Origin of the sequence: Blastococcus saxobsidens DD2, assembly GCF_000284015.1 — a bacterium.
Taxonomy (GTDB): Bacteria; Actinomycetota; Actinomycetes; order Mycobacteriales; family Geodermatophilaceae; genus Blastococcus; species Blastococcus saxobsidens_A.
On record NC_016943.1, the window covers coordinates 4,850,069 to 4,875,340 of the forward strand.

The following is a 25,272-nucleotide window of genomic DNA, read 5'->3' on the forward strand; positions in this document are numbered from 1 at the left end:
CCCGGTCCGGGACGATCGGCTGCATACGCTGCACCCCATGCCCGCCTCCCGACCGCTCCTGCGCCGGGTGGGCGCGGCCGGGCTGGCCGCCGTCCTGCTCTCCGGCTGCGGCTCCGAGGAACGGCGGGCCGGCGAGCCGATCACGGCGGAGGACGCCGCCGTGCTGGCCGAGCTGCTGCACCACAACCACGAGGAGGGCGGGGCGGACTTCGTCGCCACCGTGCCGTTCTCCGAGGACGCGCTCCTGACCCTCACCGGTGAGATCGATTTCCGCCGCGGGGCCGGGCAGGCGCAGGCGGTGACGACGGTGGACGAGGAGGAGGTCGACACCCGCACCCTCTTCTTCGACCGGGACGGCCTCTGGACCGGCGACCTGCCCGGACTGACCGAGGCCCTGGCCGGGGACGGCGCACCGGCGGCCAGCTACCTCCGCCGGCCCCTGCCCGCCGGAACGCCGGAGTCCCCGCTGATCGACGTGGTCGTGCAGGCGCTGCAGAACCTGACCGCCGAGACCGCCGACGAGCCGGAGACGTTCCTGGCCGGCCCGTACCGGTGGCAGGGCGATCAGGCGATCGACGGCCGGCCCACGACCGTCTACCGGTTGCGGGAGGGGCGCACGGTCGCGGTCGACGACGTCGACGCGACTCTGGTGCAGTACCGCAGCCCGCTCCGCGACGGCGGACCGGAGCTGACGATCACGCTGGCCGACCACGGCGACCGCAGGCTCGCGCTGCCCACCGAGGAGGAGACCGCTGCGGCGGCGGACCACCCGGGGATCGCCGGCACGTTCGGGATCTAGAGGAAGGACCCCGTCCTCGCCACCCCTCGCCCGCTCGGGGCGGTACCCGGGACGGGACCGAGAACGGCGCCCGGACAAGCGGGAAGGGGCGGCCTCTTCCCCAGACCGCCCCTTCCCGGGCTCTTTCCTACCAGATCGCCGGAGATCACGCCGCTCGGCGCGCCGGGATCAGTTGACCGTCGGGTCCGCCGTCGCGGAGGAGAGCACCGCCAGCCGGCCGGTCTGGCGGCCCATCACCCGGCGCCACAGCTCGGGCCCCGGGAGCTCGCTGAGCACGTCGCCGGGCCGGCTGGGGACGCACGCCCAGGCTCCCTCCGAGATCTCACCGGCGAGCTGACCTGCGGACCAGCCCGCGTAGCCCGCGAACACGCGGAGCCCCTGCAGGTGCCCGACCAGGGCCTCCGGGTCGCCGTCCAGATCGACGAGGTGGACGTCGCCGGCCACCGGGCGCAGGCCGGCCGCCGGGTCCCCCGACGGCGCGGTCGCCAGGCACAGCGCGGTGTCGGTCTCGCACGGACCTCCCACGTGGAAGACGCCGGGCGGGACGGCGAGATCGCACCAGCCGGGCAGGACGTCCCGGATTTCGACCTGGCTGGGCCGGCCGAGCACGACGCCGACCGTCCCGGAGTCGGAGTGGTCGAGGACGAACACGACCGCCCCGGCGAACGTCGGGTCGGTCAGGACCGGCATGGCCACCAGGAGGGACCCCTGGGCGACGTCGTCCAGACCGCCCACCGACAGCGCCGGCACCGCCCTGGCACGTCGACGTCCTGCCGCGGGCCGCACGGGCGGGCCGGACTCGGGTTCGGGCGACGCAGGCACCGACGACATCTTTCCCAGTGTGCCCCAGATGAGGCCGGCGGGGACGGGCCCGGGTTGCCCGCCCGCGGGCCCGGCCCGCCGCCGCAGGCGCCCGCCTGCGTGCCGGCGGCGCGGTCGCCCCGGCGTCCGGGGTGGCGGTGACCGTGGGGGCGGCGCGGATCGCCTTAGGGTGACGGGGTGGCCGAGGCGGGGACGACCGTGCGCGGCCTGCTGGTGCGACCCGACTTCCGCCGCCTGCTCGGCACCCGGCTGCTGTCCCAGTTCGGCGACGGGGTCTTCCAGGCGGCGCTCGCCGGCACGGTGCTGTTCAACCCCCAGCGGGCCGCCGACCCGGTCGACGTCGCCGCGGGCTTCGCCGTCCTGCTGCTGCCCTACTCCCTCGTCGGGCCGTTCGCCGGCGTGTGGCTGGACCGGTGGAGCCGGCGCCAGGTGCTGCTGCGCGCCAACGTGCTGCGCGCCGGCCTGGTGGCGGTGGTGGCCGCCCTCGTCCTGGCCGGGGTGCAGGGCCCGGCCTTCTACGCGGCCGGGCTCGCCGTCTTCTCGGTGAACCGGTTCATCCTGGCCGCGCTGTCGGCCGGCCTCCCGCACACCACCGACGAGGCGTCGCTGGTCTCGGCCAACGCGGTGTCGACGACGTCGGGCGCGGTGGCCACGGTGGCCGGCGGTGGGGCCGCCCTGGGGCTCCTGCAGTGGACGGGTTCCGACGACGCCGGCTACGCCGCCCTGGCGCTGACCGCCGCCCTGCCCTACCTCGCGGCCGCCGTCGTCGTCGCCGGCTTCTCCCGCGGCCACCTGGGCCCCGACCACATGGCCCGCTCCGCGCGGCTCTCGGCCGGGCAGGTGCTGGCCGGCATGGCCTCGGGCGCGCGGCACGCCTGGCAGCACCGCCCCGCGGCGGCCGCGCTGACCGCGATCAGCCTGCACCGCATCTGGTACGGCTTCCTCACCCTCATGGCGCTGCTGCTCTACCGCAACACCTTCGTCGAGGCGTCCGGACCGTTCCCCGGTGGGCTGGTGGGCCTCGGCCTGGTGGTCGCCGCGGGCGCCGTGGGCACCCTCACCGCCGCCGCGGTGACGCCCGCGGCGGTGCACCGGATCGGCAAGGCCGGCTGGATCGGGCTGCTCCTCGCCACCGGCGGTGTCGCTCAGGTGGGGCTCTGGCTGCTGCTGCAGCCGCCGGCCGCGGTGGCGGCGGGGTTCGTCCTCGGCTTCATGGGCCAGGGCGTCAAGATCTGCGTGGACACCACGCTGCAGGAGTGCATCGACGACGACCACCGCGGCCGGGTGTTCTCCGTCTACGACACGCTGGTCAACGTCGGGTACGTCGTGGCCCTGATGGCCGGCGCGTTCGTGCTGCCGGCGTCGGGGGTCTCCCGCCCGCTGCTCCTCGTGGTCGGCGTCGGATACGTGGCCACCGCCGTCCTGCACGGCCGCATGGTCCGCCGCTGAACACCGGTCACAGCTCGGGGACGCACGTCCCCTGGCCGAGGGTCGCCAGACCGGTGCGGTCCCCGTCGGCGAAGTCGGTGACCCCCCGGCGCGCCTCGGGGAACATCAGCTCGCGGTCGTCGTCGACGTGGGAGAGCCCCACCAGGTGGGCCAGTTCGTGCAGGACCACCGACCGCAGCGTGGCAGCGCCGTCCGGCTCGGCGAGGATGTCGGGGACCTGGACGGCGTCCAGGCTGACCGTGCCGGTCACGTAGACCCGCGGCCCGTCCCCGAGGGACACGGCGGTGCTGCCGCCCTCGCCCACCACGTCGCCGACCAGCGCGGGGTTCTGCGCCTCGTCCTGCCAGCCGATCAGCACCGGGGCCCACTGGTCGCCGTAGCGCTCCGGCTGGAACGGCGGGCGCTCCGCGGACAGCGGCTCGTCGGTGTAGCCGTCGAAGACGAACCGCAGCCCGGTGAGCTCGGTGATCCGGGCCACCGCGTCGTGCACCAGCCCGTCGGTGCCCGGCGGAGCCGCTTCGGGGTGCAGGACGTAGTGGATCTCCCGGCACGGGTCGTAGCTCACGGGGGTGAGCCCGTCGTCCTGCAGGGAGGCGTAGGCGTACGCCCCGCCGGCCGGCGGGGGGAGCGGCGGGCGACCCAGCGGGGTCGTCGCCCCGGCCGGCGTGGGCCGGTCGGTCGGCTTCGCCGGGGCGGTGGCGGCCGGTGGGGCCTGGACGGCCGCCGGTGCGCCCGGCGTCCAGGACCAGGCCGGCGGGTCGGAGAACGCGAGGCCTGCGGCCACGGCGGCGACGACCAGCGGAACAGCCCAGCGGCCCCGCCGACGACGGCGGGGCAGCGGAGCCGCCACGGGCGTCACCGTGCCGGTCGCCTCGGCCACGACCCACTGCGGGGTCCGCCCGCTGGGCGACGTCGGCATCCGGGGGACGTCGTTCCCGGGCTCCTGCGGGTGCACACCCGTCATGTCGGCACCGCCCCCCTCTCCTGGAGCGCGCAACGCCCACGACGGGCCGCCCGTTCCGCGCCGGCGGCGGACGTCAGCCGGCGCGGCCGGCCCACCACTCCCGCAGCGCCGCCTCCGCCTCGTCGCGGTCCAGCGGGCCGCGTTCGAGCCGCAGGTCCTTGAGGAAGCGCCAGGCCGCCCCCACCTCGGGGCCGGGAGGCAGGCCGAGCAGCTCCATGATCGCGTTGCCGTCGAGGTCGGGCCGGACCCGTGCGAGGTCCTCCTGCTCGGCCAGCTCGGCGATCCGCTGCTCCAGGGCGTCGTACGTGGCCGACAGCGCCGCGGCGCGCCGCTTGTTGCGGGTGGTCGAGTCCGACCGGACGAGCTTGTGCAGGCGGGGCAGCAGGTTCCCGGCGTCGGTCACGTACCGGCGGACGGCGGAGTCGGTCCAGTGGCCCTCCCCGTACCCGTGGAAGCGCAGGTGCAGGAAGGTCAGCCGGGCGACGGCCTCGACGACGTCCTTGGGGTAGCGCAGGGCGGTGAGCCGCTTGCGGACCAGCTTGGCGCCCACCACCTCGTGGTGGTGGAAGGAGACCCGCCCCCGCGGCTCGTGCCGCCGGGTCGCCGGCTTGCCGATGTCGTGCAGCAGCGCCGCCAGGCGCAGCACCAGGTCCGGTGACTCGTGCTCCGGATCGGCCAGCTCCAGGGCGATCGCCTGGTCCAGCACGGTGAGGGAGTGGGTGTAGACGTCCTTGTGCTGGTGGTGCTCGTCGATCTCCATGCGCAGCGCCGACAGCTCGGGCAGGACGACGTCGGCCAGCCCGGTGGAGACGAACAGCTCCAGGGCGGCGCGCGGTGAGTCCTGCAGCAGCGTCTTGGAGAGCTCGGCGTTGACCCGCTCCGGAGTGATCCGGGCCAGGTCGCCCCCCAGCGAGGTCATCGCGGAGACGACCGCGTCGTCCGGTGCGAGGCCGAGCTGAGCCACGAACCGGACCGCGCGCAGCATCCGCAGCGGGTCGTCGGCGAAGGATTCGACGGCCGCCGCCGGCGTGCGCAGTCTCCGGGCGAGCAGGTCCCCGAGGCCACCGAAGGGGTCGGTGACGGTGCGGTCCGGTCCCAGCGAGACGGCCATCGCGTTGACCGTGAAGTCCCGGCGGGCCAGGTCGTCGACCAGGGAGTCGCCCCACGCCACCTCCGGATTGCGCGACTCGCGGTCGTAGCGGTCGGCCCGGAAGGTGGTGATCTCCACCCGGGTCCCGCGGACGTCGGCTCCCACGGTCCCGAACGCGATGCCGGTGTTCCACGTGGAACGCGCCCAGCCGCGCAGCAGCTCCAGGACCTGCTCCGGGCGCGCGTCGGTGGTGACGTCGAGATCCCCGGGAACGCCCGGCCCACCGGCACCGGCGGCGAGCAGCGCGTCCCGCACCGAGCCGCCGACCAGGTGGGCCTGGTGACCGGCGGCCGCGAACCGTTCCCCCAGCTCGGTGAGCACCGGGGAGAACTCCACGAGCTTCCGGACGGTCTCCTGGACCGCGGGCGGCACCGGGTCGGGGTCGGCGGGGCTCGGCGGGGTGGCGGACACGACGAGCCAGCGTAGTGCGGCGGCGGAGCGACTTCGTCCGGTGCGCCGCGCCGCCGGTCGGCTGCCCTGCGCCTGTTCGCCGCTGCGGTGCTCCCGGAGCTGATGGCAGAGCCGCGCTACCCTCCTGGACATGGCTGGATCGGGCGGGCGAGGACGCCCGGGCCGCCGGCTGCGCCGGGTCGACGAGACCTCCGCCGGGGGCCTGGTGGTGGCTGACGACGGCGTGACCGGGCCCCGTGCCGCCCTGATCGGCCGCACCGACCGCCGCGGCCGGCTGCTCTGGTCGCTGCCGAAGGGGCACATCGAGGCGGGCGAGACGCCCGAGGACACCGCCGTCCGCGAGGTGGCCGAGGAGACCGGCATCATCGGGGAAGTGGTCGCGCCCCTCGGGATCATCGACTTCTGGTTCGTCGCCGAGGGCCGGCGGGTGCACAAGACCGTGCACCACTTCCTGCTCCGGGCGGTCGGCGGCGCGCTCTCCGATGCCGACGTCGAGGTCACCGAGGTCGCCTGGGTGCCCCTGGACGAGCTCAGCACCCGGCTGGCCTACGCCGACGAGCGGGCGCTGGTCGAGCGCGCGCCCGGACTCCTGGCCGACAGCGCGTGACACGGCCGGCTGCCGCACGCGCCGGCGGCCGCCCCGCCGCCGCATCGTCCGCCCGGCCGGGTGCCGCCCGGCGTGCGGCCGCGTTCGCCCCGTTGCTGGCCGGAGCGCTGGCCGTCGCCGGGTCCGGGCTCGCCGCCGTCACCGTGCCCGCCACGGCGGCCGCCGCACCGGGCTCGACGGCGGCGGAGCAGGTGACCGACGCCGACCGCCAGGTCCGCATCGACGTCGCGCGGTTCGAGCCGCGGACGGTGACGCCCGGATCGCTGATCACCGTCACCGGCACCCTCACCAACACCGGGACCGAGCCGATCACCGACCTCGCCGTCCGGCTGCAGCGCGGCTCCGTGCTCACCGGCCGGCAGGACCTCGCCGAGGCGGTCGGTGAACCCGATCCGGCCACGACCGTCGAACCCCCCTTCGTCCCGCTGCCCGGCGCGCTCGCCCCCGGCGCCAGCATGGAGTTCAGCTACACGCTCGACTCCGCCGAACTGCGGCTCGAGCAGGACGGCGTCTACCCCGCACTGTTCAACGTCAACGGCACCGTCGGCGGCGACCTCGAACGCCGGGTCGGGGAGCTGTCCACCTTCCTGGTGCAGCAGCCGGTGGTCCCCTCGTCCCGCACCACCGTCGCCTGGCTGTGGCCCCTGTCGGAGCCCAGCCACCGGAACGCGGCGGGGGCCTTCGTCGACGACGGACTGACCGAGGAGATCAGCTCGGGCGGCCGGCTCGACCGCGCCCTCACCGTCCTCGAGCGGCTGCCCGCCGGCCCGCCCGCCGGCGGAACCGGGGAGGCGACCCGGCTGCCGGTCACCCTGGCCCTGGACCCGGCGCTGGTCGAGGAGTTGGCCCTGATGGCCGACGGGCCGTACGCCGTCGGTGGGGTGGCGGGCGCGGGCACCGGCACGGAGGAGGCCCAGGCCTTCCTCGAGCGCCTGCGCGCCCTCACCGCCGGCCACCCGGTGGTGGCACTGCCCTACGGCGACGTCGACGCCGACGGCCTGCAGTCCGCGGGGCTGGGACAGGTCATCACCCGCAGCCTGCCCGGAACACCGGAGGGCACCGCGCAGGCCCGGCCGGCCCCCTGGCCCGACCCGGCGGCCGGGGACGGTGCGACTCCTCCCACCCCCGTCGAGCCGCCGACGACCGGTGCCGGGGCGCAGATCCTCGCCGACGTCCTGGGCGTCACCCCCGTCACCGACCTGGCCTGGGCCGCCGACGGATCCTACGAGCTGCAGACGCTGGACATCCTCCGCGACGGCGGGATCGACCGGGTGGTGCTGGGCAGCGGCGCGCTCTCCGAAGGGAACTCCGCCGTCGGCCTCGACGGCTCGGACGCCGTGGCCCGCACCGCCGTCGGCGAGGGGGATGACGCCCTGGACGTGCTGGTCGCCGATCCGACGCTCAGCGCGGTCGTGGGCGCGGCCGGGGTGACGCCCGGTGGCCCGCGCATCGCCGAGCAGCGCTACCTGGCCGAGCTGGCCGCGTTGACCCTGCAGGGGCCCCCGGGCAGCGAGCAGACCGTGCTGGTCGCCCCGCCGCGCGACCTCGTGGCCGGGTTGGAGGGCGCCGGGGCGATGATCTCCGACACCGTCGGGTTGCCGTGGCTGCGCGCGGGCAGCGTGGCCGGGCTCGGCGACGTCCCGCCCGCCGATGCCGGGTCGCTGGCCGAACCGGCCGAGGAGACCGGGCTGGGCGGCGTGGGGATGGCCACTCTCGGCGAGGCCGTGGCGGCCCGGGAGGACCTCGCCGCAGCGGTGGCCGGGGACGGCGACCTGGCGCTGCGGCCCTACGACGCGGGCATCGCCCGGGCCGCGTCGGTGCTCCGGCGGGACGCCCCGGAGGAGTTCGCCGAGGCCGCGGTCGACGCACGGGCCACCGTGGCCGCTCTCCGGGAGCAGGTCACCGTCGTCGCACCGGTCGACGGGACGTACAGCCTCGCCTCCAGCAACGCACCGCTGGTGCTGACGGTGGACAACCCGCTCCCCTTTCCGGTCCAGGTACGCCTGCAGGTGCAGACGCCGGGCAACCGTGGGCTCTCCGTCGGCGACATCGGCGTCCAGACGCTGGCCCCCGAGCAGCTCACCACGCTCCAGGTGCCCACCGAGTTGCGGCGTTCGGGTGGCTTCTCGGTCACCGCCCAGGTCACGACGCCGTCGGGCAGACCGCTGGGCGATCCGGTCGAGATCCAGGTGAAGAGCACCGCGTACGGCCCGATCACGCTGATCATCACCGTCGGCGCCGCGTCGCTGCTCGGGCTGCTGTTCCTGCGCCGACTCGTGCACTTCGTCCTCCGCCGGCGCCGGGGGGCGGCCGCCGGCGCCGACGCGTCCGGCCCCGTGGCGCCCGGCCTGGCGGCGCCGCCGGCACGGAGCCCCGTGTGAGCGACGACTCCCGGCCCTCCGCAGACGACTCCGCACCGCCCCGTACCGAGGCTCCCGTGCGCCCGCAGCCGGCCCGCCTGCCACCTCCGCCGCCCCGTACCCCGGGCGAGCGTCGTCCGTGGGGAACGGCGACGCCGTTGCCGCCCGCCCCCTACCTGGCGACCCCGCCGAGCGACGCGGTGTTCGCCGCACCTCCCGTCGCCGACGGCGGGCCGGCCGAGGCGGCCACCGACAGCGCCGTCCCGCCGCCGGTGCGGGCCTCGCCCGCGCTCCCGCCGGTCCCCCCACCTGCGGCGGACCGGGCCGCGCCGCCGCGGCGGGCGACCCCGGTCCCGCCGCTCCCGCCGCTGCGGCACCGTTGGGTGCCGGCCGCGGACGAGACCCAGGTCTTCCCGATGCCGGTGCTCCCACCGGTGCCCCGGGCCGAGCAGGAGACCGATGAGGACGTCGAGCGGCGCGAGGGCGCCCCCGGCGCGAGCGGAGGCATCCTGCGGGCCGCCGGGACGATGGCGGTCGCGACGCTGGTCTCCCGGATCACCGGGCTGCTGCGCACGATGGTGCTGGCCGCGGCGCTCGGCGTCGGTCTGGTCGCCGATGCGTACAACACCGCCAACACGCTGCCGAACATCGTCTACGAACTCCTGCTGGGCGGCGTCCTCACCTCGGTGATCGTGCCGCTGCTGGTGCACGCGCAGGAGCGCGACCGCGACGACGGCGTCGGCTACGCGCAGCGGCTGGCCACGCTCGCGATGGCCGGCCTGCTGGTCATGACGGTGCTGGCCGTGCTCGCCGCGCCCCTGCTCACCTCGCTGTACGGCCTCGACGAGAACCCCGCGCAGTACGAGCTGGCCAACTGGCTGGCCCGGATCCTGCTGGTCGAGATCGTCTTCTACGGGCTCGGTGCCTTCGCCCAGGCACTCCTCAACTCCCGGGGCGTCTTCGGGCCCCCCGCCTGGGCCCCGGTGCTCAACAACGTCGTCGTCATCGCCACCGGTTTGGTGTTCCTCGCCGCCAGCGGCCCCGGCCCCCTCGAGCCGGCCACGATCGCGCCGGGCCTCGTCTGGCTTCTCGGCGCGGGCACGGTGCTGGGCATCGCGGTTCAGGCGCTGGTGCTGGTGCCGCTGCTCCGCCGGGCCGGCATCCCGCTGCGCCCCCGCTGGGGCGTGCGCGACACCGGGCTCCGCGAGGCGGGCACGCTCGGGTTGTGGGTGATCGGCTACGTCGCCGTGAGCCAGGTGGGGGTACTCGTGGCCCTCCGCATCGCCAACGAGGCACAGCGCGACGGCGGCCTGGGTTCGTCGGCCTTCCAGTACGCCAGCCTGCTCTTCCAGATGCCCTACGGGATCATCGGCGTCGCGCTGCTCACCGCGCTGGTGCCGCGGATGAGCCGGGCCGCGGCGCGCTCGGACGTCCCCGGCGTCATCGAGGACCTGGCCCTGGGCACGCGGCTGTCGGCGGTCGGGCTGCTGCCCGTCACCGCCCTGCTCACCGTCCTCGGCCCGGCGCTGGGCGTCCTCGCCTTCGCCCGCGGGAACACCTCCGTCGACGAGGCGCAGGCGATCGGGACCGCGCTGGCCGTCGGGGCGTTCGGCCTGCTGCCGATGGCCGTGACGCTGCTGCAGCTACGGGTCTTCTACGCGATGAAGGACGCCCGGACGCCGACCCTCATCCAGATCGGCATGGTCGCCGTCCGCGTGCCGCTGCTGCTGCTGGTGCCGGCTGTCGTCGAGGCCGAGCACGTCGTCGCCGGGCTGATGCTGGCCACGAGCCTCACCTACGTCGCCGGGTGGGCCCTCGGGGACCTGGCGCTGCGCCGCCGGCTCGGAGGCCTGCGCACGAGGGAGACGTTCGGCCCGGTCGTGCGGATCGCCGCCGTGGCCCTGGCGGCGGGCCTGGTGGGCGGTCTTGTCCAGATCGTGACCGACGACCTGCTCGGACGGTCGACCACAGGGTCGCTCCTGCAGGTGCTCATCGGTACCGTGGTCATCGGCGGCGTCGCACTGGTCGGTCTGGTGGTGGCCCGTGTTCCGGAAGTCCGAGAGCCCCTGACCGCGGTCAAGGCCCGGCTGGGACGCGGGTGACCGACGACCGCCCACCGGGGCCGACCGTGCCGGAGCGTCCGCCTCGGCGGCAGGAGCAGCACAGGGAGTCGACAGTGTCGATGGCGTCCACGACCACCGGCCTGCCCGACCGCTACCGGCCGCTGGACCAGCTCGGTCCCGACGAGGTCACCCCCACGGGCATCATCCAGAGCTGGCGGGCGAAGGACCGCGTGCTCAACCGGGACGTCGCCATCCGGGTGCACATCCCGGCCGGTCCCGCGGCGCACGCCTGGATCACCCGGGCGCTCACCGCCGGCGGCCTGGCGACCCCCGCGCTGGCGATGGTCTACGACGCCTCCGAGGGCAGCGTGGGGCGGCCGGGCGACGACGGCGCGGACGAGCAGGTCGACGTCTCCGCCGCGTACGTCGTCAACGAGTGGATCGACGGCGAGACGCTGGCCGACCGGCTGCGCTCGGGCCCCATGCCCGAGCGCGAGGTGCGCCTGGTCCTCCGGCGTCTGGCCGAGGGGGTCGCGGAGGCGCACCGGGTCGGTCTGGCGGTCGGCGGCCTGTCGCTCGAGAACGTCGTCCTGCGGCCCAACGGCCTGGTCGGGCTGCGTGCGGTTCCCGCCGCAGCCGGCACCATCGACGGCGACATCGCCGCCCTCGGCGCGCTCCTGGATGCGTGCCTGTCCGGGGTCGGCCCGGGCGCACGCCCCATGTCCGGCCCGTCCGACCTGGTCGCCCTGGCCCGCCGGGCGCGCTCGACCGAGCCCGGACAGCGGCTGTCCAGCGTGGCCGCCATGGCCGCCCTCCTCGCCGAGCGACCGCGGACCGGCCCGACCCAGTCGATCACCCCCTCCCGCTCCGGAGAGGGCGACGGCGGCCGGCGGCGACGTCCGCGCGACCGCCGGGGCGACGCCGAGGCACCCGTCCGGCTGGAGCCGGGCGCGCTGCCCCCGGTGCCGCCCGTCCGCCCGGTCCCGCAGCCGCTCTCCGCCGCCGTACTCGGTGTGGACACCGTCAGCGCCGGCACGGTCGGACCGGTCGCCGGGGGCGCGCCCGGTGCCCCCGACCAGGACAACCCGTTCGGTGTGCTGGATGCCGACGACCCGGGCGCCGATGACGAGTACGGGGACTACCCGGCCGAGCCGGACGCCGACGGCGAGGACGCGGACGCCGCCCGCAGGCACCGGCTGTTCGTCGTCGGCCTGCCCCTGCTGGCCGTCGCGGTCGTGATCGCCCTCGCGTGGTGGTTCGGTTCCAGCGTCCTGTCCGTCGCCGACTCCGTCGACGGGGGCATCGAAGGCTCCACGCCTCCGCCGGTCAGCGCTCCCGCCACCGGTGAGGAGACGCCGGAGGCCGCCGCCCCGGGTCCGGTCGCCCCGGGTCCGGCAGCCACGATCGCGGCCGCCGAGGTGTTCGACCCGTTCGGCGACGGTGAGCCGGAGAACGACGGCAGCGTGCCGCTGTCCTACGACGGCGACCCGGCAACCGGCTGGTCGACGCTGACCTACCGGGGATCGCCGGCCTTCGGGAACCTCAAGCCCGGCGTCGGGGTGGTCTACGACCTCGGCAGCGTCCAGCAACTGGCCGGCGTCGCCCTCGACAGCCCCTCCACCGGCGCCACCGTCGAGGTGCGCACCAGCGAGTCCGCGGGCGCCACCCTCGAGGACTTCGCCGTCGCCGCCGACGGGACCCTCGGGGAGTCCGCCGAGCTCGCCTTCGACGAGCCGGTGACCGCCCGCTACGTCCTCGTGTGGCTGACCGGTCTGGTCGACGTGCCGAACGGGTTCTCCGCGCAGGTGGACGAGGTCGAGGTCCGCACCGCCGGCTGAGCACGGCCCCGGGACGGGACCGCACGGGAATGGGCACCCTACGATCAGAGGTTGTGCCGCCCGTGAGTGATTCCCCGACCCCTGGCCCCGCTGTGACGACGGAGGAGATCGAGCACCCCACGATCCCGCCGGCAGAACACGACGGCGTCCGTGACCTCATCATCATCGGGTCCGGGCCCGCCGGGTACACGGCGGCCACGTACGCCGCCCGCGCCAACCTCCACCCGCTGGTGTTCGAGGGCTCCCAGTTCGGCGGCGCCCTCATGACCACCACCGAAGTGGAGAACTTCCCGGGTTTCCCGGAGGGGATCCAGGGCCCGCAGCTGATGGACGACCTGCGGACGCAGGCCGAGAAGTTCGGTGCCCAGCTCGAGCCGCGTGACGTCACCGAGGTCGACCTCACCGCCGAGCCCAAGATCGTCAAGGTCGGGGCCGAGGTCTTCCGCGCCCACGCGGTGATCGTGGCCACCGGGTCCAAGTACCGGTACCTGGGCCTGGACAACGAGGAGCGACTGCTCGGCCGCGGGGTCTCCGCCTGCGCCACCTGTGACGGCTTCTTCTTCCGCGACCAGGACATCGTGGTCGTCGGCGGCGGCGACTCCGCGATGGAGGAGGCCACCTTCCTCACCCGCTTCGCCAAGAGCGTCACCGTCGTCCACCGGCGGCATGAGCTACGGGCCTCGAAGATCATGATCAAGCGCGCGCAGGACAACGCGAAGATCCGCTGGGCCCTGGGCAAGCAGGTCACGGACGTGATCGGTGAGAACACCGTCTCCGCCGTCGAGCTCACCGACACCGCCACCGGCGGCACCGAGACGATGCCGGCCGCCGGCCTGTTCATCGCCATCGGCCACGACCCGCGCAGCGAGCTGTTCGCCGGCCAGCTGAAGCTGGACGATGCGGGGTACATCGTCGTCGACCACCCCACCACCCGCACCACCATCGACGGCGTCTTCGCCTGCGGCGACGTCGTCGACCACATCTACCGCCAGGCGATCACGTCGGCCGGCACCGGTGCCGCCGCGGCGATCGACGCCGAGCGGTGGCTCGCCGACACCTTCGACGAGCGCTGAACCGGGCATAACCGGCGCCGGGCGCCGGTTATGCCGGCAGGCAACCTCGTCAGCATCACCCACGAGCCAGTCGACCGAGAGGGAGAACGACCATGGCAGGCAACACCGTGACGGTCACCGACGCCAGCTTCGCCACCGACGTGCTGGGCAGCGACAAGCCCGTGCTCGTCGACTTCTGGGCGGAGTGGTGCGGCCCGTGCAAGATGGTCGCCCCCGTGCTGGAGGAGATCGCCTCCGAGCACGGCGACAAGCTCACCATCGCCAAGCTCAACATCGACGAGAACCCGCAGATCGCCCGCGACTACCAGGTCATGTCGATCCCGACCATGACGGTGTTCCAGGGCGGCAAGCCGGTCAAGAGCATCATCGGCGCCAAGCCGAAGGGCGCGATCCTCAGCGACCTGGCCGACTACATCTGAACGCAGCTCCGCTGGGGAACCGGAATTCCTGTCGATCGCAGCTCCGCTGGGGATCCGGAGCCCCGCCACGGGAATCCAGTCACGCTCCGTAGGCCGAAGGCCCACTCGTCCACCGGACGGGTGGGCCTTCGCCGCGACCGGGAGCAGGATGCCCCTGCCCCCGGTGGGCCATCCCCGGCCGGACGGGCGACAATCGGTGACACGATGATGACAACGGCGAAGCTTTCCGGTTCCCCAGCGGAGCTGTGAATGGGAACTGACAGCCGCATGCAGCCCCTGAGGCCGGGGGACCGCGGACCGGCGGTGGCCGACGTGCACGCCGCCCTGCGCAGCCTGGGCCTCCTCCCGCCCGCCGGCTCCGACGGCCTCGAGCCGGGCCTGGAGTCCGCGGAGTACGACTCGGGGACCGAGCTCGCCGTCCGCCACTTCCAGCAGGTGCGCGGACTCTCCGTCGACGGACGGGTCGGCGAGGAGACCTACCGGGCGCTCAGCGAGGCACGCTGGTCGCTGGGGGACCGGCTGCTGCGCTACGACCCCGAGCGCCCCATGCGCGGCGACGACGTCACCAACCTCCAGGAGCGGTTGCTGGAGCTGGGCTACGACGCCGGTCGCGCCGACGGCATCCTGGGCCCGGAGACCGAGGCGGGCCTGCGCGCGTTCCAGCGCGACTACGGGCTGACCGCCGACGGGACCTGCGGCCCTGCGACCCTCCGAGCGCTGCGGCAGCTCGGCCGCAAGGTCACCGGCGGCCGACCGCAGCTCCTCCGCCAGAGCGCCTCCTTCGTGGAGAGCGGACCGCACCTGATCGGCCGGCGGATCGTCGTCGATGCCGGACACGGGGGTGACGACACCGGCTTCACGGAGGGCGAGACGACCGAGGCGGACCTGGTGTTCGACCTCGCGTCCCGCATCGAGGGCCGGCTGGCCGCCGCCGGCGCCACGGTCTACCTGACCCGGGGCCGCGCGCAGGGCCCGGCGCTGGCCGAGCGCACCGCCTTCGCCAACGACGCCCGCGCCGACCTCTTCATCTCCCTGCACATGGACGCGCACAGTTCCGAGCACGCGCGCGGAGTGGCCAGCTACTACTACGGCACCGGGTCGGGTGCGTCCTCGACCGTGGGCGAGCAGTTCGCCAACCTCGTCCGCCGCGAGGTCGTGGCCCGCACCGGCATGCTCGACCTCGGCTCGCACCCCAAGACCTGGGACCTGCTGCGCATGACCCGCATGCCGTCGGTCCGGCTCGACAGCGGCTACCTCTCCCACCCGGTCGACCGGCTGCTGCTGCTGGACGCCCGGGTGCGCAGCGCCATCGCGCACGGCGTCCTGGCCGCCGTCCAGCGGCTTTACCTGCCCGCCGACGCGGACCCGCCCACGGGCACGTTCGTCCTGCCCTGACCCATCACCGGCATAGGAACCTATGCATATGGATTCGCGGTCGAAACCGTATGCATAGGTTCCTATGCCCGGGAGCGGGAGGACGGGTCCGTCCCTGCGAACGCTGCGCGGCCCGCTGCCTACACTCGACAGGGTGGTCACTCCTCCGCCCGGCTCGCCTGCCGGTCCCGGTCAGCCGGGGACGCACCTGACCCACGGTGCCCATCCCCACGTCGTCCCGCGTCACCCGCGGCTGGACCCGCTGGCCGACCGCTACGCGGCACGGACGCACGGGATGAAGTCCTCGGAGATCCGGGCCCTGTTCTCCGTCGTGAGCCGGCCGGAGGTCGTCTCCCTGGCCGGCGGGATGCCCGCGGTCACCGCGCTGCCCCTGGACGCCGTCGGATTGATGATCGGCGACCTGGTGTCCGGCATGGGGGCCCAGACGTTGCAGTACGGCTCCGGTCAGGGCGACCCGCGGCTGCGTGAGCGGATCTGCGACGTCATGGCGCTGGAGGGCATCACCGACGCCTCGGCCAGCGAGGTCGTCGTCACCGTCGGCTCGCAGCAGGGGCTGGACCTGGTGACCCGCGTCTTCGTCGACCCCGGTGACGTCATCCTCGCCGAGGGCCCGTCCTACGTCGGTGCCCTGGGCGTCTTCCAGGCCGCGCAGGCCCGCGTCCGACACGTGGCGATGGACGAGCACGGCCTGATCCCGGAGGCGCTGGAGGAGGCGCTGGCCGACTGCCGCGCCAACGGTGACCGGGTGAAGTTCCTCTACACCGTGCCGAACTTCCACAACCCGGCCGGCGTCACCCTGTCCGAGCCGCGCCGCGAGGCCGTCATGGCGCTGGCCGAGCAGCACGACCTGCTGATCATCGAGGACAACCCGTACGGCCTGCTCGGGTTCGAGCACGAGCCGCTGCGCGCCCTGCGGGCCCGGAACAGCCAGCGGGTCATCTACCTGGGCTCCTTCTCCAAGACCTTCTCCCCGGGCCTCCGCGTGGGCTGGGTGCTGGCGCCCCTCGCCGTCCGGGAGAAGCTGGTGCTCGCCACCGAGGCGCAGGTGCTCTGCCCGCCGTCGCTCACCCAGTACGCCGTCGCCCGGTACCTGGACACCCAGCCCTGGCGGGAGCAGATCAAGACGTTCACCGAGCTGTACCGCGAGCGCCGCGACGCCACTCTGGAGTCCCTGGCCGCGCTGATGCCCGCCGGCACCGCGTGGACCAAGCCCGAGGGCGGGTTCTACGTGTGGTTGAAGCTGCCGGCCGGGCTGGACGCCAAGCTCATGCAGCCACGGGCCGTCGCCGCCCACGTGGCGTACGTGCCCGGTATCGGCTTCTTCGCCGACGGGAACGGCCAGGAGTACATGCGCCTGTCCTACTGCTACCCCGAGCCCGACCAGATCCGGGAGGGCGTACGGCGGCTGGCCCGTGTGGTCGAGGCCGAGCTGGACCTGCACTCCACCTTCGACAAGGTGGACACCGGCACGTTCCGGGCGGTCCGCGGCACACCTGGGCGCGAGGCCGAGCGAATCGTCGGACCCGCCAACAGCGACACCTACGAGGACCCGCGATGAGCGAGACGGCCCCCGCACCCGACACCACCGGCGGCACCGCACCGCACCCGCTGCGCGCCGTCGTCCTCGCCGGTGGGCTGACCTTCGAGCGGGAGGTCAGCCTCTCCTCGGGGACCCAGGTCGTCGAAGAGCTCACCCGCGCCGGGCTGGATGCCGAACTGCGGGACGCCGACGCCGAGCTCCTGCCGGGGCTGGCCGCCGCACCCGCCGACGCCGTCTTCATCGCCCTGCACGGGGCCACGGGGGAGGACGGAGCACTGCGCGCGGTCCTCGACCTGGCCGGGGTGCCGTACGTCGGGTCGCCCGCCGCCGCCTGCCGGCTGGCGTGGGACAAGCCCGCGGCCAAGTCGGTGGTTCGGTCGGCCGCAGTGACGACGCCGGACTGGGTCGCGCTGCCGCACAGCACCTTCCGCGAGCTGGGTGCGGGCGCGGTGCTCGACCTGATGGTGGCGCGGCTGGGGCTGCCCCTGATGGTCAAGCCCGCATCCGGGGGATCGGCCCTGGGCGTGCAGAAGGTGAGCCGGGTGGAGGACCTCCCAGCGGCCATGGTCAGCTGCTTCGCCTACGGGGACACCGTGATGGTGGAACGGTTCGTCGAGGGGGTCGAGCTGGCCATCGCCGTGGTCGACCTCGGCGACGGGCCGGAGGCGCTGCCCGCCGTGGAGATCGAACCTGAGTCGGGCGTCTTCGACTACGCCTCGCGCTACACCCCGGGACTCACCGAGTACCACGCACCCGCCCGCATCCCCGACGAGACGGCCGCCCGGGCCGCCGAGGTCGCCGTCCGCGTGCACCAGGTGCTGGGCCTCGCCGACCTCTCCCGGACCGACGCCATCGTCACCCCCGACGGGGAGGTCCACTTCCTCGAGGTCAACGTCTCTCCCGGCCTGACCGAGACGTCGATGTTCCCCATGGCCGTCGAGGCGGCCGGCCACGAGCTGGGCGACGTCCTCGCGCGGCTCCTCGCCCGCCGGGCGTCCGCCGGGCGGTAAGTGGGGCCCGCTGAGGACCGCTGGGCGGAAACCGGTACCGCAACGGAGATTCTCAGCGGGCTGAGTGAGACGGAATCTGCGTCACCGGAGAGATTCTTGCCGGTGACGACGCTGAGATTCTGCTTTCTCGAGTAGATCCTGCGATATGGCGCGCCTCGTCCGGATCGGAGACATCGGTCGTGAGTTCGGCCTGTCACCATCCCAGGTGCGGCAACTGGCCGATACCGGCGTCATCCCGTTCGAGCGCTCACCCGGCGGCCATCGGGTGTTCGATCCCGGCCAGGTTCGTAGGGCCTTGACGCGCGTCGCTACCAGTGTGGTGGTCGAAGGACGGTGGTCGAGTCCGGACTGGCAGCGGTCTCTGGACCTGTCAGACCTGCGGGAGGACCTCGTGTGGCGTGACCTCGCCGCCGACCTGGTCCAGGACCGTCTCGGAACCGAGGCGCGCTCCATCGTGGGCTTTGCGTTCACCGAGATGCTCAACAACGCGATCGACCACTCGGAGGCCGAGCGAGTCACAGTGTCTGCCTGGGTCGGACGGTTCGAGGCTCGCTTCGAGATCCGGGACACCGGCCGCGGAGCGTTGGCACAGGGCACATCCGCGAGGTCTTCGGCCTTCCGGACCTGTATGACGCCCTAGGAGACCTGACCAAGGGCAAGACGACCACCGACCCGGATCGCCACACCGGGAAAGGCATCTTCTTCACATCCAGAGCAGTCGACGTGTTCAGCCTCGAATCTGACGGGATCGTCTGGACGGTGGACAATGTCCGACAGGACCAGGCGGTGGGAGTGAGCGACGTAGCCCGCGGGACCCGCGTGCGATGGGAACTCGACCCGGCTACCGACCGATCCCTGACGGACGTCTTCGCGGAGTACACCGACGAGGACCACGCCTTCACGCAGACAAGGACCACCGTCCGCCTGTTCGGCTACGGGGTCCGGTTCGTCAGCCGCTCCGAAGCCAAGCGACTGCTCCGGGGACTGGAACGCTTTCGCGAGGTCCGCGTCGATTTCGCCGGCGTCGAGGAGGTGGGCCAAGGCTTCGTCGACGAAGTGTTCCGGGTCTGGCCGTCGCAGAATCCCCGGACGACAGTCGTACCCCTCGGCATGGCTGGCCCGGTGGAGTTCATGGTGCGGAGAGGACTGCCGCGGGCGACCCGCTCCAACCATTGAGCTCACCGATCAATCGGACAAATCCCATGACAGTGGACGGCACGCATCCCGCGCACGACAACCACTGAATTTCGTCAGTGACGTAGGGTGGCCCGCCCTTCCGTGGTGATCCCGCTCAGGCGTCGGGATGGCGCCCGGTGATCTCCGGCGCCATGACGCCGATGATCCGCTGCAGGTCATCGACCGACCCGAACTCGACGACGATCTTCCCCTTGGCCCGGCCGATCTGGATCTTGACCTTGGTCTCGAACATGTCGGAAAGGCGCGAGCCGAGTTCCTCCACGCCGGGGGCGCTGATGTTGCGCGCCCGCCGCTTGGCGGCAGGCTGCTCGGCCGCAGCCATGGCGACCGCTTCCTCCGTGGCCCGGACCGACAGGCCCTCGGCGACGATGCGGGTGGCGAGGGCGTCCTGCGCGTCGGCGTCGTGCAGCCCGAGCAGGGCACGGGCGTGGCCGGCGGAGATGACGCCCGCGGCGACGCGGGTCTGCACCTTCACCGGCAGCTTCATCAGCCGGATCGTGTTGGTGACCTGCGACCGGCTGCGGCCGATGCGGCCGGCCAGCTCCTCGTGCGTCGCGCCGAACTCCTCGAGCAGCTGCTGGTAGGCGGCTGCCTCCTCCAGCGGGTTCAGCTGCACCCGGTGGATGTTCTCCAGCAGGGCGTCGCGGAGCATGGCGTCGTCGGTGGTGTCGCGGACGATCGCCGGAACGCTCTCCAGCCCGGCCGCCCGCGCGGCGCGCAACCGCCGCTCGCCCATGATGAGCTCGTACCGTGCCTCGCCCGCTTCGCGGACGACGATCGGCTGGAGCAGCCCGAACTCCCGGATGCTGTGGGTGAGCTCCTCCAGCGCCTCGTCGTCGAAGACCTGCCGGGGCTGCTTCGGGTTGGGGACGATGTCGTCGACGGCGACCTCGCGCAGCTGAGCACCGGGCACGCCCACCGCCCCGGTCTCCGGCGGCGTCACCGGGGGAGGCACCAGGCTCACCGGCGAGGACGGCGCCGAGGCGGCTGCGTCGGCACCCGGGCCCGACACCGGCGCCGACTGCTCGCCAGGGCGGTCGTCGCGGTCCGCGGGCTCCACGGCCGGAGCGACGATCGGCGACACGGCCGGGGGTGGCGTGGGAGCCGGACCGGTGGGGATGAGCGCCGCCAGTCCGCGACCCAGACCGCCTCGCTTCGTCATGACTGCTCCTCGCTGGACCGGGTGCTCACTGGGAATCCTGGGTGCGGAAGGGGACGGCCGTCTCACCGAAGGAGAGCGCCCCGACCGGTGTGGCTCCGTTGCTGCCCGCGGCGCCGTCGAGCGGCTGCAGGGCGGAACCACGGTGTGCGAGCTCGCGTGCGGCCTCCACGTAGCTGGTGGAGCCGCGGGAGCCCGGGTCGTAGGTGAGGACCGACTGGCCGTAACCGGGGGCCTCGGAGACCCGGACGTTCCGCGGGATCACGGCGCCCAGGACCAGTTCGCCGAAATGGTTGCGCACCTCGTCGGCGACCTGGTCGGCGAGCTTCGTCCGGCCGTCGTACATGGTCAGCAGGATCGTGCGGACGGCGATCCCCGGGTTGAGGTGCTGGCGCACCAGGTCGATGTTGTTGAGCAGCTGCCCCAGGCCCTCGAGCGCGTAGTACTCGCACTGGATCGGGATGAGCACCTCGTCCCCGGCGACGAGGGCGTTGAGGGTGAGCAGCCCGAGCGAGGGCGGGCAGTCGATCAGCACGTAGTGCGGCCGGCGCTCCTGGGGGAGGGCCGCCACGTAGGACTCGATGGACCGGCGCAGCCGGTGCTCACGGGCGACGACCGAGACCAGCTCGATCTCGGCACCGGCCAGGTCGATGGTGGCCGGGACGCAGAGCAGGTTCGGGCTGGCCGTCGTCGGGTGCACCACCTCGGACAGCGTGCTGTCCCCGACGAGGGCGTCGTAGATCGACGGCGTCCCCACGGTGTGGTCCACGCCGAGGGCCGTGCTCGCGTTCCCCTGGGGGTCGAGGTCGATCACCAGCGTGCGGAGCCCGTAGAGGGCGAGAGCAACCCCGAGGTTCACCGTGGAGGTGGTCTTCCCGACGCCGCCCTTCTGGTTGGCGATGGTGATGACCCGGATCCGGCCGGGAGCCGGGAAGGGCTCCTGGTCCGAGGCGTGCAGGACGCGGGTGGCCCGCAGCGCCTCCATCGCGATGGGGCTGTCGAAGTCCGCCAGACCCCCGGAGGACGCGGACGACGCGGTCGGCGACTGGTCAGCGGCCAGACTGCTCCGTAGCCGCTCGCCCGGGTCGGTCATCGCGGATCCTTCCTGTGCCGGCGTTTCACGTGGAACGGGTCGGGCAGCTGCGCCTGTTCCACGTGGAACAGGACGGGGCGTTCGCGCGAGAGCATCGTCAGCGGTGTCCACGCGTCATGACCACCACGGTAGTGGCAGCGTCCCCCAGAGATGAACCGACGGCTCGCGCCTCGATGTTCTCCATCCCGGCGGCGCGGAGTTCCGGCAGGAGCGCCGGCAGTTGCTCCACGGCGCGGGAGCCGACCAGGGCCACCAGCTGCGCACCCGGCCGGAGGAGCCCGCGGCACCAGCTCACCAACCGGGGGAGTGGCGCCACCGCCCGCGCGGTGACCACGTCGACCCTGCCGGCGGACGAGACCACCGAGCGGTCCTCGGCGCGGCCGCGGATCACCCGCCAGGGCTGACGGGCGTCAGCCGCCAGTTCGGCCACGGTCTCCTCGAGGAACTCCACCCGCCGGGCCATCGGCTCGACCAGGGTGAGGGCGATGTCGGGCCGCGCCAGGCCGAGCGGGATGCCGGGCAGGCCGGCGCCGCTCCCGACGTCCACCACCCGGGCGTCGGCCGGCACGGCCTCCGAGACGGCAGCACTGTTGAGCACGTGCCGCTCCCAGAGCCGGGACACCTCCCGGGGCCCGATCAGGCCCCGGGTCACCCCGTCGGTCGCGAGCCGGGCGACGTAGCGCTCCGCCGCCGGGAGCGCGGCGCCGAACACCTCCGCCGCCGCGGCCGGCGGCGCCGGAGGTGCTCCCTCAGCCGGCCCGGACGCCGGCCGCCCCACCGTCACGCGTCGGGCAGGACCACGACGCGGCGGTTGGGCTCCTCGCCCTCCGACTCGCTGTGCACCCCGGACACCGAGGCGATGACGTCGTGGACGACCTTGCGCTCGAACGGGTTCATCGGGCTCAGCCGCTCCGGCTGGCGGCTGGCGGACACCCGTCGGGCGGTCTCCGCGGCCAGCGCGGTCAGGTCCGCCCGGCGCTTGGCGCGGTAGCCACCGACGTCGAGCATCAGCCGGCTCCGCACGCCCGTGGACTGGGCGACGGCGAGCCGGGTGAGCTCCTGGAGGGCTTCCAGGGTGGCGCCGTCGGGACCGATGAGGTCGGTGAGGCGGCCTCCGACGATGGCCACCGATGCCCGGTCGCCCTCCACGTCGAGATCGATGTCGCCGTCGACGTCGAGGATGTCCAGGAGGCGCTCGAGGTAGTCGCCGGCCACGTCGCCCTCACGCACGAGCAGATCGTCACCGACCCCACCCGACCCACGGGCCCCGGTGGTCACGACCTCGATCGGCTCCACGACCGCGTCGTCGCCGGCGGCGTCGTCATCGGGCAGAGCGGGCGGATTCTCTGTCACGGGCTGCTGCGGAGCACTCACGGGTGTTCCTCCCAGTTCGGTGCGGCGGCCGGGTTGCCCCGGTGGTCGGTGTGCCGGCGGGCCGGCGGGGGGTGCGGTCGGACGGAGCTCAGCGACGCTTCCGCTTGCCGCGGTTGGCCGGGCCCTGGCCGGCACCGGGGCGGGAGCCGCCACCGGCGCGGGTGGAGCCGCCGTTGCCGCCGGAGGCGGGGCCGGCACCGTTGCCGCCGGAGGCGGGACCGGCACCGTTGCCGTCGACCGTGCTGCCGGTGACGTCGGTGACCGGTTCGGGGTCGACCACCGGACGGCCCTGCTTCGGGCGGACCGGCTTGGCGCCGGGCTTCGGGGCCAGCGTCTTCGGGTCGATCGCGGGCTTCTCGGCGGCGGCCTTGGCCTTGGCGGCGTCGGACCCGGGCGGCGGCATCTTGCGAAGGACGAAGAACTGCTGGCCCATGGTCCAGAGGTTGTTGGTCATCCAGTAGATGAGCACACCGATCGGGAAGATGAACCCGGAGATGAAGAGGCTGATCGGGATGCCGTAGAGCATCAGCTTCTGCACCATCGCCGCCTGGCCCTCGACCGGCCCCGAGCGCGCCATGATCTGCTTCTGCGTGAAGTAGGTCGTGAAGCACATGACCACGATCAGCGCGAACGCGACGATGCGGATGTTCGTGTAGGTGACGCCCTGGATGCCCAGGATCGCCTGCTCCTTGGCGCCGTCCATGTTGAACGACGACGAGATCGGTGCCCCGAACAGCTGCGCCCGGGCGGCCTCCGCGATCTGCTCGGCACTCAGGCTGTAGTGCGCCTCCGCGCCCGGCGCGATGTAGCGCAGCACGTGGAAGAGCGCGAAGAAGACCGGGATCTGCGGCAGGATCGGCAGGCAGCCGGCCAGCGGATTGACCCCGCGCTCCTTCTGGAGCTGCTGCATCGCGACGGCCATGCCCTGGCGGTCGCTGCCGTACTGCTTGCGCAGCTTGGCCAGCTCCGGCTGGAGCTGCTGCATGGCCCGCTGCGACTTGATCTGCTTCACGAACAGCGGGAAGAGGATCACCCGGATCGTGATGACCAGGAACACGATCGCCAGCACCCAGCTCAGGCCGCCGAGGGCGGTCTCGGGCGCCGGATCACCGAAGACCAGGTTCCACAGCGAGTGCCACCGGGCCATCACCCAGGCGATGGCAGTGTAGAGCGGGTCAAACAACGGAGGACTCCTCCTGCGGGGTCCGGCACGTGGCCGGCACGGTGGCCTCGCGGCCGGGATCATCGGACAGCGCGCCGCACGGGCGTGCCCCTGAGCTGGACGAGCGGGCGGCCCCACCGGTTCCGCGCACCACGGCCGCGGGCGGCACCAGGTCGACGCCCCCCGGGTGCCACGGCGCACACTTGAGCAGGCGGATCAACACCAGCCGGCTGCCGCGCCCGGCGCCGTGCACGGCCACCGCCTCGGCGGCGTAGGCGCTGCACGTGGGGTGGAACCGGCAGCGCGGCGGCAGGGCGGGACTCACCGCGCGGGAGTAGAAACCGACCACGCCCAGGAGGGCGCGGGCGGTCGGCGAGGGCCGCCGGGCCCCTCCGGGAGCGGGGTTCATCGGGCGGGGGCCCGGTCGCCGAGCAACCGGTCCAGGCCGGCGGACAGATCGCGGTGCAGCGTGGACGAATCGGCCGCGGCGGCCTCCGGGCGGGCCCGCACGACGAGGTCCGCACCGGCCGGCAGCCGATCCAGCTCGGTACGGACGACGGCCCGCAGCCGCCGGGTCACCCGGTGGCGGATCACCGAGTTGCCCACGCTCTTGCCGACCACGAAACCGGCCCGCGCAACCGCCGGCGACGTGGAGTCGCCGGCCGGCTGCTCGGGCCGTTCGGGGAGGTAGTGCAGCACCATGGTCGGCCGCCCGGCGCGTCGGCCGGAACGGACGACGGCGGTGAACTCCGGACGCCGGCGCAGGCGTGCCTGCGCAGGCAGCACGTCAGGCGGAGAGCTTCTCGCGGCCCTTGCGCCGACGGGTGGCGAGGATCGCCCGGCCCGCGCGGGTACGCATCCGCAGCCGGAAGCCGTGGACCTTGGACCGGCGCCGGTTGTTCGGCTGGAACGTGCGCTTGCTCACGAGGTACTCCCACTACACGACATCGGCGGTGCGCCCCCGTCGGTGGACGGGCGCGCGCAGGGTGGCGGAGCGGCACGACGGCCCTCCCCGGAACCCCGGAAGCTGACACTGCGGACGGCCACGACCGGCACCCGACCGGCGCAGGCACGCTGCAGCGGACGAGGACGGGCAGACCCGTCCACAGACTCGGCCCAGCATAGCCGAGGATCGCGACGTCCCGGCGACCACCCGCGGGCGCGACCACCCATGATCTCCCCGCCGGACCCGCGAGGCCGCTCCGGCGCGCCGGAGGATCCGGACCCCGCACGCACCGGCCGCCGGGAGCGACCCGCCGCAGGATCGGCCACGGCGTTGCCGGGCTGTGGACGGGGCTGTTAGCGTCGCCGTCGCTCCGCGTCGGGCGTCAGGGTCACGACGCGAGGGCCGATCCCGTCGGTCGACCGACCGACGAACCGCTCCCCC

At 73.8% G+C, this 25,272-nt stretch carries 24 protein-coding genes; 13 read left to right on the plus strand and 11 right to left on the minus strand.

What is annotated here, in order from left to right; all coding sequences use genetic code 11:
- The first annotated feature begins 37 nt into the window (after nt 1–37).
- Entirely contained in the window at nt 38–799 is a 762-nt protein-coding gene (locus tag BLASA_RS22980) for a hypothetical protein (protein WP_014378687.1), read from the plus strand.
- Nucleotides 800–967: 168 nt separating this feature from the next.
- Here BLASA_RS22980 and BLASA_RS22985 read toward each other — a convergent pair whose 3' ends face one another.
- Nucleotides 968–1,549, minus strand: a complete 582-nt coding sequence (locus BLASA_RS22985) for a YqgE/AlgH family protein (RefSeq protein ID WP_014378688.1) — start codon at nt 1,547–1,549, stop codon at nt 968–970.
- Between the two features lie 249 nt (nt 1,550–1,798).
- Here BLASA_RS22985 and BLASA_RS22990 point away from each other — a divergent pair, with 249 nt between their 5' ends.
- The gene (locus BLASA_RS22990) at nt 1,799–3,070 is read left to right on the plus strand and encodes an MFS transporter (RefSeq protein WP_014378689.1); all 1,272 of its coding nucleotides are present in this window, start codon (nt 1,799–1,801) and stop codon (nt 3,068–3,070) included.
- A 7-nt stretch (nt 3,071–3,077) separates the two neighbouring features.
- Here BLASA_RS22990 and BLASA_RS22995 read toward each other — a convergent pair whose 3' ends face one another.
- Complete coding sequence (locus BLASA_RS22995; protein ID WP_014378690.1) at nt 3,078–4,034, minus strand: matrixin family metalloprotease; 957 nt, start codon at nt 4,032–4,034, stop codon at nt 3,078–3,080.
- Between the two features lie 73 nt (nt 4,035–4,107).
- Nucleotides 4,108–5,595: a CCA tRNA nucleotidyltransferase gene (locus BLASA_RS23000; protein WP_014378691.1), complete on the minus strand. Its 1,488-nt coding sequence runs from the start codon at nt 5,593–5,595 to the stop codon at nt 4,108–4,110.
- A 130-nt stretch (nt 5,596–5,725) separates the two neighbouring features.
- Between BLASA_RS23000 and BLASA_RS23005 the strand changes: the two genes are divergently transcribed.
- From BLASA_RS23005 to BLASA_RS23055, 11 genes are all read left to right on the plus strand, one after another.
- Nucleotides 5,726–6,202, plus strand: a complete 477-nt coding sequence (locus tag BLASA_RS23005; RefSeq protein WP_014378692.1) for an NUDIX hydrolase — start codon at nt 5,726–5,728, stop codon at nt 6,200–6,202.
- A complete protein-coding gene (locus BLASA_RS23010) occupies nt 6,199–8,583 on the plus strand; it encodes a DUF6049 family protein (protein ID WP_014378693.1) in 2,385 nt (794 codons plus the stop codon). Before BLASA_RS23005 ends, BLASA_RS23010 begins: the two co-directional genes overlap by 4 nt.
- A gap of 56 nt (nt 8,584–8,639) precedes the next feature.
- On the plus strand, nt 8,640–10,664 hold the full coding sequence (gene murJ, locus BLASA_RS23015; protein WP_231839513.1) for a murein biosynthesis integral membrane protein MurJ: 2,025 nt from the start codon (nt 8,640–8,642) through the stop codon (nt 10,662–10,664).
- Nucleotides 10,665–10,744: 80 nt separating this feature from the next.
- Nucleotides 10,745–12,463, plus strand: a complete 1,719-nt coding sequence (locus BLASA_RS23020; RefSeq protein WP_041776909.1) for a hypothetical protein — start codon at nt 10,745–10,747, stop codon at nt 12,461–12,463.
- Nucleotides 12,464–12,555: 92 nt separating this feature from the next.
- Complete coding sequence (gene trxB / locus BLASA_RS23025; RefSeq protein ID WP_014378696.1) at nt 12,556–13,536, plus strand: thioredoxin-disulfide reductase; 981 nt, start codon at nt 12,556–12,558, stop codon at nt 13,534–13,536.
- A 92-nt stretch (nt 13,537–13,628) separates the two neighbouring features.
- Entirely contained in the window at nt 13,629–13,955 is a 327-nt protein-coding gene (gene trxA / locus BLASA_RS23030; protein ID WP_014378697.1) for a thioredoxin, read from the plus strand.
- Nucleotides 13,956–14,204: 249 nt separating this feature from the next.
- Entirely contained in the window at nt 14,205–15,350 is a 1,146-nt protein-coding gene (locus BLASA_RS23035) for an N-acetylmuramoyl-L-alanine amidase (protein WP_231839515.1), read from the plus strand.
- Nucleotides 15,351–15,483: 133 nt separating this feature from the next.
- Nucleotides 15,484–16,908 carry a PLP-dependent aminotransferase family protein gene (locus tag BLASA_RS23040; RefSeq protein WP_014378699.1) on the plus strand — a complete coding sequence of 475 codons (1,425 nt, stop codon included), beginning with the start codon at nt 15,484–15,486 and terminating at the stop codon, nt 16,906–16,908.
- A complete protein-coding gene (locus BLASA_RS23045) occupies nt 16,905–17,900 on the plus strand; it encodes a D-alanine--D-alanine ligase family protein (RefSeq protein WP_014378700.1) in 996 nt (331 codons plus the stop codon). The genes BLASA_RS23040 and BLASA_RS23045 overlap by 4 nt, the downstream gene beginning before the upstream one ends.
- A 145-nt stretch (nt 17,901–18,045) precedes the next feature.
- A complete protein-coding gene (locus tag BLASA_RS23050; protein ID WP_014378701.1) occupies nt 18,046–18,540 on the plus strand; it encodes a MerR family transcriptional regulator in 495 nt (164 codons plus the stop codon).
- A gap of 83 nt (nt 18,541–18,623) precedes the next feature.
- Nucleotides 18,624–19,076, plus strand: coding sequence for an STAS-like domain-containing protein (locus BLASA_RS23055; RefSeq protein WP_014378702.1), 453 nt, complete (start codon nt 18,624–18,626; stop codon nt 19,074–19,076).
- A gap of 115 nt (nt 19,077–19,191) precedes the next feature.
- Here BLASA_RS23055 and BLASA_RS23060 read toward each other — a convergent pair whose 3' ends face one another.
- From BLASA_RS23060 to rpmH, 8 genes are all read right to left on the minus strand, one after another.
- Complete coding sequence (locus BLASA_RS23060; RefSeq protein ID WP_014378703.1) at nt 19,192–20,259, minus strand: ParB/RepB/Spo0J family partition protein; 1,068 nt, start codon at nt 20,257–20,259, stop codon at nt 19,192–19,194.
- Between the two features lie 25 nt (nt 20,260–20,284).
- Entirely contained in the window at nt 20,285–21,349 is a 1,065-nt protein-coding gene (locus tag BLASA_RS23065; protein ID WP_014378704.1) for a ParA family protein, read from the minus strand.
- Nucleotides 21,350–21,446: 97 nt separating this feature from the next.
- Entirely contained in the window at nt 21,447–22,061 is a 615-nt protein-coding gene (gene rsmG, locus BLASA_RS23070; RefSeq protein ID WP_231839516.1) for a 16S rRNA (guanine(527)-N(7))-methyltransferase RsmG, read from the minus strand.
- A 68-nt stretch (nt 22,062–22,129) separates the two neighbouring features.
- Nucleotides 22,130–22,723: a protein jag gene (locus BLASA_RS23075; protein WP_014378706.1), complete on the minus strand. Its 594-nt coding sequence runs from the start codon at nt 22,721–22,723 to the stop codon at nt 22,130–22,132.
- Nucleotides 22,724–22,811: 88 nt separating this feature from the next.
- A complete protein-coding gene (gene yidC / locus BLASA_RS23080) occupies nt 22,812–23,906 on the minus strand; it encodes a membrane protein insertase YidC (protein ID WP_014378707.1) in 1,095 nt (364 codons plus the stop codon).
- A complete protein-coding gene (gene yidD / locus BLASA_RS23800; RefSeq protein ID WP_014378708.1) occupies nt 23,899–24,294 on the minus strand; it encodes a membrane protein insertion efficiency factor YidD in 396 nt (131 codons plus the stop codon). The genes yidC and yidD overlap by 8 nt, the downstream gene beginning before the upstream one ends.
- The gene (gene rnpA, locus BLASA_RS23090; protein ID WP_014378709.1) at nt 24,291–24,671 is read right to left on the minus strand and encodes a ribonuclease P protein component; all 381 of its coding nucleotides are present in this window, start codon (nt 24,669–24,671) and stop codon (nt 24,291–24,293) included. The genes yidD and rnpA overlap by 4 nt, the downstream gene beginning before the upstream one ends.
- 1 nt (nt 24,672) lies before the next feature.
- Nucleotides 24,673–24,810, minus strand: coding sequence for a 50S ribosomal protein L34 (rpmH, locus tag BLASA_RS23095; protein WP_014378710.1), 138 nt, complete (start codon nt 24,808–24,810; stop codon nt 24,673–24,675).
- Nucleotides 24,811–25,272: the final 462 nt, after the last annotated feature.